Annotated in this window: 10 protein-coding genes; 6 read left to right on the top strand and 4 right to left on the bottom strand. The window is 60.1% G+C overall.

Annotated elements, in window-relative coordinates:
• Positions 1–49: 49 nt before the first annotated feature.
• Positions 50–3,205 (bottom strand): Ig-like domain-containing protein, encoded by a 3,156-nt coding sequence (locus tag KO492_RS17885; RefSeq protein WP_216046219.1) that lies wholly within the window; start codon positions 3,203–3,205, stop codon positions 50–52.
• A gap of 229 nt (positions 3,206–3,434) precedes the next feature.
• Positions 3,435–5,873 (bottom strand): heavy metal translocating P-type ATPase, encoded by a 2,439-nt coding sequence (locus KO492_RS17880; RefSeq protein ID WP_216046218.1) that lies wholly within the window; start codon positions 5,871–5,873, stop codon positions 3,435–3,437.
• Between the two features lie 99 nt (positions 5,874–5,972).
• On the opposite strand from KO492_RS17880, the gene KO492_RS17875 reads away from it, so the two are divergent.
• The 3 genes from KO492_RS17875 to KO492_RS17865 all read left to right on the top strand — a co-directional run bounded on the left by KO492_RS17875 (position 5,973) and on the right by KO492_RS17865 (position 8,008).
• Positions 5,973–6,173: a heavy-metal-associated domain-containing protein gene (locus tag KO492_RS17875; RefSeq protein WP_216046217.1), complete on the top strand. Its 201-nt coding sequence runs from the start codon at positions 5,973–5,975 to the stop codon at positions 6,171–6,173.
• Between the two features lie 66 nt (positions 6,174–6,239).
• A complete protein-coding gene (locus tag KO492_RS17870) occupies positions 6,240–7,004 on the top strand; it encodes a 2-dehydro-3-deoxygalactonokinase (protein ID WP_216046216.1) in 765 nt (254 codons plus the stop codon).
• Entirely contained in the window at positions 7,001–8,008 is a 1,008-nt protein-coding gene (locus tag KO492_RS17865; protein ID WP_216046215.1) for an aldose epimerase family protein, read from the top strand. Before KO492_RS17870 ends, KO492_RS17865 begins: the two co-directional genes overlap by 4 nt.
• A gap of 13 nt (positions 8,009–8,021) precedes the next feature.
• On the opposite strand, the gene KO492_RS17860 is transcribed toward KO492_RS17865, so the two are convergent.
• Both KO492_RS17860 and uraH read right to left on the bottom strand, forming a co-directional pair.
• Entirely contained in the window at positions 8,022–9,257 is a 1,236-nt protein-coding gene (locus tag KO492_RS17860; RefSeq protein ID WP_216046214.1) for a urate hydroxylase PuuD, read from the bottom strand.
• 1 nt (position 9,258) lies between these two features.
• Positions 9,259–9,618 (bottom strand): hydroxyisourate hydrolase, encoded by a 360-nt coding sequence (gene uraH / locus KO492_RS17855; RefSeq protein WP_066602654.1) that lies wholly within the window; start codon positions 9,616–9,618, stop codon positions 9,259–9,261.
• 151 nt (positions 9,619–9,769) lie between these two features.
• Between uraH and puuE the strand changes: the two genes are divergently transcribed.
• From puuE to KO492_RS17840, 3 genes are read left to right on the top strand one after another with little or no spacing between them, the layout of a single operon-like run.
• Positions 9,770–11,197, top strand: coding sequence for an allantoinase PuuE (gene puuE / locus KO492_RS17850; RefSeq protein ID WP_216046213.1), 1,428 nt, complete (start codon positions 9,770–9,772; stop codon positions 11,195–11,197).
• 12 nt (positions 11,198–11,209) lie between these two features.
• Positions 11,210–12,040, top strand: a complete 831-nt coding sequence (locus KO492_RS17845) for a bifunctional allantoicase/(S)-ureidoglycine aminohydrolase (RefSeq protein WP_216046212.1) — start codon at positions 11,210–11,212, stop codon at positions 12,038–12,040.
• Positions 12,037–12,525 (top strand): ureidoglycolate lyase, encoded by a 489-nt coding sequence (locus KO492_RS17840; protein ID WP_216046211.1) that lies wholly within the window; start codon positions 12,037–12,039, stop codon positions 12,523–12,525. The genes KO492_RS17845 and KO492_RS17840 overlap by 4 nt, the downstream gene beginning before the upstream one ends.
• The last annotated feature ends 73 nt before the right edge of the window (positions 12,526–12,598 follow it).

The raw sequence follows: 12,598 nt of genomic DNA, 5'->3' as shown, positions 1-12,598 counted from the left end.
TGTTGCGAAAGGCGGGGTTTTCACCCCGCCGCTCTCATTGTTTTCGCCCTTACGGCAACACCTGCACGTCGATATCCTGATCGACGAGCACCTGATCATCGCCAAGCGTGTAGATGTCGTAGCTTTGACCATCAACCGCAGTGCTTTCACCCGTGGCCTCGGCGCCTTCGAGCACCACCTTGTCATCTTCGCCACCGTGGATCGTAAGACTTCCGTCTTCACCGACCAGACGATCAAGGTCATCTGCCGAGAGGGTCACCTGACCACCGTTCACGAATTGCAGGTCAATCGCACCGAGGTCGAACTGGTCCAGACCGGCATTGTCGAGGTCCACTTCGAAATAGGCCCCTTCCGGACGTTCGTTCGTGGTGTCGAGCACCAGAAGCGTATCCGATTGGTTGCCCGCTTCATCCTCGGAGGCAATCACGATCTGGTCGCCGTTGGACACATCGGTATCGAACTCAAGCTCCATACGCGCCCCAGACTGCTTCTCGTCCGCCTCAAATGCCACTTCCGTCACGGTTCCATCTTCGTCGAGCGCATAAACAGACACATCATCATCTGTCGCGCTAATGGTAACATCACTAATCCCGTCAAGAGAACGCCCGTAACCAGTCACGAGCGGCTCGCTGATCTCGGTATCCACCGTGATCGATGTGGTTTCGGAACGGGTGTTGCCCGCAGCATCCGTGGCTTCGATCAGGACATCGGCTTCATAGGTGCCTTCGCTGATCTCACCCGGCTCATAGGTGACCGTCCATGTGCCATCATCGGCCACAGTTGCCTCACGACGCACCCCGTCCAAAGTGACATAGACCGTCGATCCGGCCTCAACCGTGCCGGTCAAGCTTGCGCCTTCGTTCACTTCCTCAAGGTTCAGGAACAGGTCGCCACCGGCATCTGCCGTCAAATCCAGCTCATTAACATAGGTGTCATAGGTGATCGTTTCCGTGAGCGACGAGGTGTTCCCCGCCGGATCCGTTGCGGAAATGGTCACATCAGCCGTGCCTTCGCCGGAAGGCAAGGCCGTGGCCGGAATGGTCGCGCTCCAGTTGCCCGCGCCATCGACCGCCGCCGTGTAGCTCTGGTTCTGATACGTCACAGTGACAGTGGACCCGACCTCAACGGTGCCGGAGAGAGCCACGCCCGCTTGCGCTTCGGCAGCGTTTACCACACCGTCAGCCCCGCCCTGAACACCGGTCTCTGCGAAATTCGACACAAAGGTGTCGATCTCGACAGCGGACTGGACAGTGGTCGAGTTCCCCGCCGCATCGGTCAGGGTCGCGGTGACGGTGCTGTCATATTCGCCAGCTGTGATCTCGGAGGCCGCGAAGAACGCCGAATAGGTGCCCGAAGAGGTCGAAGTCACTGTGTGAGATACACCAGCCAGCGTCACGGTGACAGTTTCCCCTGCGGTCGCCGTGCCGGTGATCCAGACCCCGTCGGAAGCCTCGGCGGCGTTGATCACGTTGTCGCCTTCGATCGGCGTGGTCAGCGTGATATTGCCCGCAACCGTATCGACATGCACGGTGCTGGTGGTGGTGTCCGTGTTGCCCGCCGCATCGGTGGAAACTGCGGTCAGCGTGGTGTCATATTCCCCGCCGCTCAGCGTGCCCGCCGGATAGCTTGCCGTCCAGTTGCCGGAGGCATCCGCAACGGTGGTGACCGACACACCGGCCAAAGTCACCACAACCGTCGCGCCCGCCTCGGCGGTACCGGTGAAGTTCATGGCCTGCTGACTTTCGGACAGGTTGATGGTCTCGTCACCGCCCGAATGACCTGCATCAATGGCCACGCCGGTTTCTGTGTCGATCTCGAAAGCGCCTGTCGCGGAGGTGGTGTTCCCTGCCAGGTCGGTCGAAACCGCGCTGACGTCCGTGGTATAAGTGCCCTCAGGCAGGGTGCCGTTTTCATAGAGCACGGACCAAGTGCCATCCTCGCCCACGGTGGTCGTGCGCTCCACGCCTTCGACCGTCACGGTCACAGATGCGCCCGCTTCGCCCGTGCCGGTGAGGGTCACGCCCGCGTTCATTTCGGAGAGGTTCACCGTGCCGTCGCCACCCGCCGAGTCGCTGTCAACCGAGACCGAAGCCTCAAGGTCGATGGCGATATCATGGGTATAGGTCGCAGCATTGCCATAGGCATCGGTAACCGTCGCGGTGACCGTGCTGTCATATGTGCCATCGGGCAGAGCGTCGCCGTCAAAGGTCACGCTCCATGTGCCGTCTTCGGCCACGGTGGTTTCCACCACCTGACCTTCCAGTTCGACCACAACCGTCGCGCCAGCTTCGGACTGGCCGGACACGATCACATCATCACTGGCCTCGACAATATTGATAACATCGTCGCCCTCGACAGTGTCAAAGCTCAGGTCCTCGGCCTCGGTGTCCACAACCAGAGTGTCCGTCACCGTGGTGGAATTGCCTGCCTCGTCAATGGCGGTCACAGTCACATCGGTGGTGTATTCGCCGGTATCGATGGTCTCGCTATCGAACTCGGTCGTCCATGTGCCGTCTTCACCGACCACAACGGTTTGCGAACCGCTGCCAACTTCGACGGTTACCGAAGATCCAGCCTCGCCTTCGCCGGAGATCGTAAAGCTGCCGCTGTCGTAAATCTCGCCGTTCACATAGTCTTCGGTGCTTTCGACACCGGAGTTGATGCTGACCGTGGGCGGGGTCGTGTCTTTGGTTCCGCCATCGCTATCATCATCATCGTCGCCACCGCTCAGGATCACGCCGGCACCAGCCACAGCAGCCGCCGCAGCACCTGCGGCCCCGAGACCGGACAAAGCCGCACCTGCGACCAAAGGCGCGACAACCGGCTCGACACGTTCCAGATCAAGGAAGGCAAGCTGGTCGTATTCGCTCCACTTACCGGTCAGGTCGATGTCCTGATAGGTCGCGACGAGTTGCCCCTCGTCCTCGGCCATGAAATCGACCTTGGTCATCAGACCGCGTTCGGAAAGCAACAGGTCATGCTCGCCTTCGAAGAAACCGTCCAGAACAATGGCCTTGCCACCGATCAACTCGATGACGAGATCTCCCCCCTCGCGCGTATAGCCCGAGATTGCAGCGCTCGACATGTTGAGGGAGATGTCCTCGACTGCCTCGACTGCTATGGTTTCACTGTTGCCGGAAAGGGAGAGTGTGCCTGTGGTTACTGTGCCCGCGCCATCACGGACGGAATATTGAATGCCCAACATTATACCAATTCACTTCTGCTCGATAGGTAGCTGCATTCACACAATGCGATGCCGCTTTTGCTTTTCACGAGCGAATTTACACAAAAGTGATTCGCAGACTAGGGGAGAAATTCACGGTTGGTCACATTTTTGACGTTTTTGCCACAAAATCAACGGCAGGTTGTGGCCCGAACCCCGAAATCTGGTCCTATGACCCAAATATTGACGCATAAGTGCACAGCGCGCAGACCTACATTGCGGTGGGAATGCGGCGCAGGCGCAGGGCGTTGGACACCACGAAAACAGACGACAGCGCCATCGCACCCGCCCCAAGCATCGGCGAGAGCTGCACCCCGAAGGACGGGTAGAGCACCCCTGCCGCCACGGGGATAAGCGCGGCGTTATAGGCGAAGGCCCAGAAGAGGTTCTGGCGGATATTGCCCATCGTCTTGCGGCTCACATCCACAGCAGTCACCACCGCGCAGGGATCGCCGCGCATCAGCACCACATCCGCGGCCTCGATGGCCACATCCGTCCCCGTCCCCACCGCAATTCCCACATCCGCCGAGGCCAATGCGGGCGCGTCGTTGATGCCGTCACCGACAAACCCCACTGCACCATGCGCCTCTCTGAGCGCTGCGACAGCTTTGGCTTTGCCCTTCGGCAGCACCTCGGCCTCCACATGGTCAATCCCGAGATGACGCGCCACCGCTTCGGCGGCGCGGCGCGTATCGCCGGAGACCATCGCCACTTTGATGCCACGCGCATGAAGCGCCGCAATGGCTTGGCGCGATGTCGAGCGGACCGGATCGGAAATCCCCAACACCATCGCTGCCACCCCGTCACGCGCGACCAGAACCGGCGTGCGCCCCTGATCGGCCAGAGCCGCGAGCGGGGCCTCGAAGGCTGCGGTGTCAATTTTTTCGCGGGTCATCAGGCGCATATTGCCGACCAGAAGCGCGCTCTCCCCGACCTGCGCCTTGATCCCGTGCCCCGCAATCGCGCGCGCTTTCGCCACCTCGGGCAGGACCAGCCCCCGCGCTGCGGCGGCACGCTCAATAGCGCGAGCAATCGGATGTTCGGATTTGGCTTCGACAGCGGCCACTTCGGCCAGAAGTGCGGCCTCATCACCCGCAATCGTCACCAGATCGGTGACATCGGGGCGGCCTTCGGTCAGCGTGCCGGTCTTGTCAAAGGCGATCACCTTGACCTCTTGCAACCCTTGCAGCGCATCACCCTTGCGAAACAACACACCAAGCTCTGCGGCGCGGCCTGTGCCCACCATGATCGACGTCGGCGTTGCCAGCCCCATCGCGCAGGGGCAGGCAATAATCAGCACCGCCACCCCCGCGACCAACGCATGTGCCAGCGCAGGCTCCGGCCCGAACATCAACCAGATCACCACAGTGAGCGCCGCCAAGGCCATCACCGCAGGCACAAAATACATAGTCACCTTGTCCACCAGAGACTGGATCGGCAGTTTCGCCCCCTGTGCCTCTTCGACCATGCGGATGATCTGGGCCAGCATCGTATCCGCGCCGACTTTTTCGGCCAGATAGGTCATGGCTCCCTCGCCATTCACCGTGCCCGCGATCACCGGCTGGCCTGCGGTCTTGGCCACAGGGATCGGCTCACCGGAAATCATTGCCTCATCCACATGGCTCTCGCCCGTCAACACCTTGCCATCCACGGCGATTTTCTCACCGGGGCGCAGGTGAAGCACATCGCCCACCTTGATCTCTTCGATCGGCACTTCGACCACCGCACCATCCCGCTCGACCCGCGCGGTTTTGGCTCGCATTCCAGCCAAGGTGCGGATCGCCTCGCCCGTGCGCCCCTTGGCTCGCGCCTCCAGCCATCGACCCAGAAGGATCAAGGACACGATGACGGCGGCGGCCTCGAAATAGACGTTCTGCGCGCCCATCGGGATAGATTGCGGCCAGAAGGTCACCACCGAGGAATAGAGAAACGCCGCGCCCGCCCCCAAGGCGACCAGAGCGTTCATATCCGGCGCGCCTTTCATAAGTGACGGGAGGCCTTTGGCAAAGAACACACGCCCCGGTCCGGCCAGAACGACCGCCGTCAGGGCGAATTGCACCATACGCCAGAGCCATTCCGGCACGGCCATCATCCACCAGTGATGCAGCGCAGGAACCAGATGCCCGCCCATCTCGATCACGAACACCGGCAGGGTCAGCGCCACGGCCCAGATCAGCCGCTTGCGCAAGGCGCGGGCCTCGTCGGCCTTCCGGTTGACCGGTGCGGCCTCACGGTCGATGCGCGGCCTGGCCTTGTATCCTGCGCGCGCAATGGCTTTGGTCAGGCTGTCCGCGTCCTGAACCCCGCTCAAAACCTGCACGGTCGCAGTTTCCGAGGCCAGATTGACCGAAGCCGCGCTCACGCCTTCTTCCGCTTTCAAAGCCCGTTCGACACGACCCACACAGGAGGCGCAGGTCATGCCCTCAATATCGAAAACCAGTTCCTCGACACGCGCCGGATAACCCGCCTTGTCCAGCACCGCGACCAGATCGGGCAGCGTGACGGCATCACCGAACACCACCTCCGCCGTTTCCGTGGCAAGATTCACATTGGCCTCGGAAACACCCTCCACCCCTTTCAACGCACGTTCGACACGCCCCACACAGGAGGCGCAGGTCATACCTTCGACGGATAAACGGGTGCTGTGCATTTTGTCACTCTAGCCTATGAGTATAATTCGGTTACTTATGTAGAGCACAGACCAAGCAGAGGCGAGGAGCGCCCAGTAAATTTCCGAAGAGGTGACAAGATGTCCGTTTTTTCCGTTCCCGATATGAGCTGCGACCATTGCAAGGCCGCAATCACCGAAGCACTTGAGGCGGTGGATGACACTGTGGAGATCGACGTCGACATGGACGCGCGCGAGATCGACGTGTTCTCCGACGCGGGTGACGAGGCTATTCTGGCTGCGCTCAAGGCGGCGGGCTATCCGGCTGAATTGAAGTCCTGAGCGGGCTTTGCGACATACATGCGGCCATACGGTTGTCCGCCGTGCATCAGAAAACAGGAGATCGTCGTGAAAGCAGGGATTTGGAACGAGGAGACCTTGCGGCTCTGGTCTTTGGACACACAAGACACCGCGCCGCAGGACGTCTCCTGTCAGGCGGGGGTGGAAGCCGCCCTTAAAGCACATGCCCCCATGATCCTCGCGGGCATCCCCGCCACGGCGCGAGGGCTTCCCTGCAAACCTCTGCCCGACGTATTGCAAGGCAGCCCCGCACATATCCCGCCGCTGTCACAGGACAGTCCTCTGACCGTGACGAATGGTGAAGAAGTGGCCATCGCGGGGTTCATCGCGCTACATCCCAAGTTTGACGGCATCCTCTGTTTACCGGCGGACACCAGCACGCTTTGGGTGCATGTGAGCGCCGAAGAAGTGGTCTCCATGCGGCGTGTCCTGACAGGGGCCTTGGTGTCTGCGCTCTTTACCGAAGGGCTGTCACTGAAGGAGGTCGAGCCGTTCAGGGACGCGCTTTCCGACACCATGTCCCGCCCCGAAATGGCCGCCTTGAGACTCGGCTGCTTGCAGGCCGAAACCGTGCAACATCTTCTCGACACACCGGAAGCCGCCTCCCGCGCCACCGCCGCTTTGATCGGCGCGGAGCTTGCGGCGACGCGGGCTTATTGGTTGGGGCAGCCCGTGGCGCTGATCGGATCGCCCCGCCTCCGCGCACCCTATCGCGTTGCGTTGGAAAGCCAGTTCGTGCCTCTCACAGAGGCCGACGAAACAGCGATGTATCACGCCGGATTTGCCCAAGCCAAAGATCGGATCACCGCATGAAACGCCTTTTCGGCAAGCTCGAAGACGGGCGCAACGTCGAGGCGGTCACGCTGCGCGCGGGCGATCTCTCCGCGACGATCCTGACCTATGGCGCCATTCTCAATGATCTGCGCCTGCGCGGTGTGCCTTACGGGCTGACCTTGGGCAGCCCCGAGATAAGGGCCTATGACCACGGGCCGATGAATTACTTCGGCGCATTGGTCGGCCCCGTCGCCAACCGTATTGCCAAGGCCCGAACCGTGCTTGATGGCGAGACCCTGCATTTCGAACCGAACGAAGGCCCCACCCTGCTGCACAGCGGGGAACAGGGGCTGCATACAGAGCTTTGGCACATCGCTGCGCTGAGCGAGACCTCGGTCACACTCACGCTGGACCTGCCTGACGGCAAGGGCGGCTTTCCCGGCAACCGGAGCGTGACCGCGCAGTATAGCGTGACGGCTCTCAAGGATGCGCCTGCAACACTCGACCTTGTGATCACCGCCACCACAGATGCGCCAACGCTGATGAATATCGCCAACCATTCCTATTGGAACCTCGACGGCACACCCACCACGGACGGGCATTGGCTACAGGTTCATGCAGAGCACTACCTGCCGGTTGACGCGCACATGATTCCGACCGAAATCACGCCCGTCGCGGGAACCGGATTTGATCTGCGCGCGGGACGTGTGCTGCGCCCCACGGATGCGCAGCGCTATGACCATAACTTCTGCCTGTCGCAAGAAGACCGAAAGATGAAACCCGCCGCCGTTTTGCGCGGCACAAGCGGGATCGAGATGCGGATGGAGACGACCGCCCCGGGGCTACAGGTCTTTGACGCGGCCCCCATTGGCAGCGGCGACATGCCGGGTCATCGCGGTGTGCCCGAGGTGGGATTTTGTGGTGTGGCTCTGGAGGCGCAACACTGGCCGGATGCACCGAACCATGCCGCATTCCCCTCTATCCGATTGGGCGCAGAGGACACCTACCGGCAGGAAACGCGCTGGCAATTTTTGAAACCGTAGTGCACTCCAAGCCTCAGCCTTCGAGACCCGATTCATACCATTTGCGAATGGCTGTGCGGCTCTCGTCATCGAGATACATATAGCTGCCCGCAGGCGGCATGGCATGGGTCACACCGGCCTGAAGCCAGATCTCTTTGGCCAATGTGGCCACCTCTTGCGTGGTTTCGAGCCGGATCCCCTTGGGCGGAGAGGCCATCCCCTCCCAATAGGGTTCTTTGGCGTGGCACATGGAACAGTTGGTCACAACGATGTCATGCACATCCTCAAAGCCTTCTGCGGCGGCGAATTTCTGAGCCATCGGGCCAAGTGCGGCCTCTTCTTCGCTGTCGTCCTGCATGTAAATGCCCGCAGTCGAAAGCCACATCACCGCCAGAAACAAGGCCACCGTCGCGCCCCATGTCCACCAGAGCAGCCCCTTGCGTGCATGCATGGTGTTGAAGAAATGCCGGATCGTGACGCCCATCAGGAAGATCAGAGCAGCAATGATCCAGTTGTATTTCGACGCAAACGCCAGCGGATAGTGGTTCGACAGCATCATGAACAACACCGGCAGCGTCAGGTAGTTGTTGTGGGTCGAGCGCTGCTTGGCGATCTTGCCGTATTTCGGATCGGGTGTGCGTCCGGCCTTCAGATCGGCGACCACGATCTTCTGGTTCGGAATGATGATAAAGAACACATTCGCGCTCATCACCGTGGCCGTAAACGCGCCCAGATGCAGAAACGCCGCGCGACCGGAGAACACTTGGGTATAGCCCCACGCCATCGCCACGAGGATGATATAGAGCAGGATCATAAGCCGCGTATTGTCGTCTCCGAACTTGGACTTACACAGCAGATCATAGAGAATCCAGCCGATAGACAGCGACACGATCGACACAATCACCGCCACAGCGGGCGACATTTCCAGCACATTCGGGTCGATCAGGTAAAGCTCCGCCCCGAGGTAATACACCACGGCCATAAGCGCAAAACCCGACAGCCACGTTGCATAGCTTTCCCATTTGAACCAGATCAGGTCTTCAGGCATGCGCGACGGGGCGACGAGATATTTCTGGATGTTATAGAAGCCGCCACCGTGGACCTGCCACTCCTCGCCATCGGCCCCTGTATCAAGTTTGCGATCCCGATGCAGGCCAAGATCAAGCGCGATGAAATAGAAAGACGAGCCGATCCATGAGATCGCCGTAATAACATGGAGCCAACGCAGGGCGAACTCGGCCCATTCCCAGAAAATCGGTAGCAAACTCATTTTAGCTCCCCCGGTAAGTCGAATAGCTGAAAGGTGATAGCAAAAGCGGCACATGATAGTGGCTGTCGGCGTCACTGATCCCGAAGCGGAGCGGGATCAGGTCCAGAAACAGGGGCGCATCCCCCGCCTGTCCGGTCCTGCGCAGGTAGTCCCCCGCGTGAAAGACCAGTTCATAAGTGCCGGTTTCAAACTGCTCCGCCGGAAGGATCGGCGCATCGGTCCGGCCGTCTTCATTCGTCACCGCACGCGCGATTTTCTCGCGGCTGTCGCCTGTCACGCGATAAAGCACAATCTCGACACCCGCGGCGGGAAGCCCCTTGGCCGTGTCGAGAACATGGGTGGTCAAAAAACCGGAAGTCATGGAATAGCTGCCCAAATTGTTAGCGTTTCCCCTCAAGACTGTCGGAAAGCGTGGGCAGCGGCAACAATCATTCTCGTCAGATTGGATACAAAAGAGTATTCGATGTTCTGCTAGCCTAGCATTTAGTCAAAAAACACGAAGGCCAAAGGAAATGCCAAAAAATCCGCCGCGTTATGTTCGAAACATGTCTGGTTATGGTGCCAACGCCCCCGATCCCCAGTGGCCGGGCGGTGCGAAGGTCGCTGTGCAATTCGTGCTCAACTACGAGGAAGGCGGAGAAAACTGCATTCTCCACGGCGACGCGGCCTCAGAGGCGTTTCTGTCCGACATCGCCGGTGCCGCCATCTGGCAGGGCCAGCGTCACTGGAACATGGAATCGATCTATGAATACGGAGCGCGGGCCGGTTTCTGGCGGCTTCACCGCCTCTTCACCGGCGCGGATATTCCCGTGACAATCTATGGCGTCGCAACCGCCCTCTCGCGCAGCCCCGAACAGGTGGCCGCGATGCAGGATGCCGGCTGGGAGATCGCGTCGCACGGGTTCAAATGGGTCGAACACAAAGACATGCCCGAAGACGAGGAACGCGCCGCCATTCAGGACGCCATCCGTCTCCATGAGGAAGTCACAGGCGAACGGCCCTATGGCTGGTATACGGGGCGGTGCTCGGAAAACACCGTGCGTCTGATCGCTGAAGAAGGCGGGTTCGACTATATTTCCGACACCTATGATGACGACCTGCCCTATTGGCTCGAAGTCGGCGAACGCGACCAGCTCATCATCCCCTATACGCTCGAAGCCAATGACATGCGCTTTGCCACATCTCCGGGCTACATCACGGGCGAGCAGTTCTTCACCTACCTCAAAGACGCTTTCGATGTGCTTTACGCCGAAGGGACCGAGAGCACGCCGAAGATGATGAACATCGGGCTGCACTGTCGTCTGATCGGGCGTCCGGGCAAACTCGCGGGCCTCAAGAAATTCATCGACTATATCAAAACCTTCGACGACGTCTGGACGCCGCGCCGGATCGACATTGCGAAACACTGGGCCAAGACCCATCCCCATAGCCGCAAGGAAAAGCCCTCCCAGCTTTCGAAAGAAGAGTATGTCGCGCGGTTTGGGGGCATCTTCGAACATAGCCCGTGGATTGCGGAGCGTGCTTGGGGGCTGGAACTCGGGCCGGCGCATGACAGCTGGATCGGGACGCACTCGGCGCTGTGCCGCGCCTTCCGCTCGGCCTCCGAGGCGGAGAAAACCGGCGTGCTCACCGCGCACCCCGATCTCGCCGGAAAACTCGCGCAAGCCAAACGTCTGACAGCGGAAAGCACATCGGAGCAAGCCTCCGCAGGGCTTGATGCGCTGACCGACGACGAGCGGGCGACTTTCGAGAAATTGAACACCGAATATACCGAAAAATTCGGCTTTCCCTTTATCATCGCCGTAAAAGACAATACAAAAGCGTCAATCCTCGCGGCTTTCCACGCCCGACTGGAACATTCCAGAGACGAAGAATTCAAAACGGCCTGTCGTCAGGTCGAACGAATCGCGTGGCACCGTTTGAAGGACATGAACTTCTAAATCGAGATTTCAATGAGCTACGAATACTCCTATTGCGCGCCGACAGGCGGCTTGCCCGATCAAAACAATCACGCCCGAGAACGCGCCGTGTTCACCAACTCTTATGCGGTGATCCCGCACGGGGTGATGTCGGACATCGTTGTGAGCTACCTGCCCGGTTGGGACAAGACCCGCGCATGGACACTTGCCCGCCCGCTGTCAGGTTTTGCCGAAACCTTTGCGCAACTGATTGTCGAAGTCTCTCCCGGCGGCGGCTCTTCCGATCCCGAACCGGACCCGATGGCCGAATGCGTCCTGTTCATCCTTGCCGGTCATGTCCGCGTGACCATCGGAGCGCGGGCCTATGAGCTGGACCCCGGCGGCTATGTCTTTGTTGCCCCCGGTGACAAATACACGGTGCAAAACGACAATGACACGCCCGCGACATTTGTGTGGATTCGCAAACGCTACGAACCGGCGCCGGGCATCGACATGCCCGAAAGTTTCGTCACCGCCGACATGGAAAAACCGCCGATTGAGATGCCCAACACGTCGGGCTACTGGTCCACATCGCGTTTCGTCGACCCTCATGACCTGCGCTATGATTTCCACGTCAATATCGTGACCTTCCTGCCGGGCGGCACCATTCCCTTTGCCGAAACCCATGTGATGGAACACGGGCTTTATGTGCTGCAGGGCCGTGGCGTTTACCTGCTCAATCAGGACTGGGTCGAGGTCTCCGAAGGCGATTTCCTCTGGCTGCGCGCCTTCTGCCCGCAAGCCTGTTACGCCGCAGGTCGCCAGCCCTTCCGCTATCTGCTCTACAAAGACGTAAACCGTCACGCCAAACTGGAACTGGGATGAGCCGCACCATCACCACAGAACCTCTGACGCCGGACGCCTTTGCCCCATATGGCGATGTGCTCGACGCCAGAGGCGCACCGGACAAGATCATCAATCAGGGCAAATGTGGCCGCTATCACGACCGCGCCTTGGTGGATGTCAGCCCCGAGACCGGCGGGCGCGTCGGCCTGTCGATCTTCAAGGCGCAGCTGCGGGACTTTCCCTACACGCTGGATCTCATCGAACGCCATCCCGAAGGCTCGCAGGCCTTTGTGCCCATGTCCGCGGATCCGTTCCTTGTGATCGTCTCGGACGGACCCGACGCCACGCCCCGCGCCTTTGTCACCAACGGGGCTCAGGCGATCAATTTTCACAAGGGCACATGGCACGGGGTTTTGACCCCGATTGCGGGCAATGGCCTTTTTGCAGTGATGGACCGGATCGGCGACACGGCCAATCTCGAAGAGCACTGGTTCGACACGCCGTGGACCGTGACAAAAGACTGAAACACACAGAGATCACGGCATTGAGCGCAATCTGCAAATTTCGCTCAATTTCCCTCTTGACCCTCTGCGCCGG

Origin of the sequence: Celeribacter halophilus (genome assembly GCF_018860305.1) — a bacterium.
In the GTDB taxonomy this organism is placed as follows: domain Bacteria; phylum Pseudomonadota; class Alphaproteobacteria; order Rhodobacterales; family Rhodobacteraceae; genus Celeribacter; species Celeribacter halophilus_A.
This window is presented reverse-complemented; position numbering and strand designations above follow the sequence as displayed.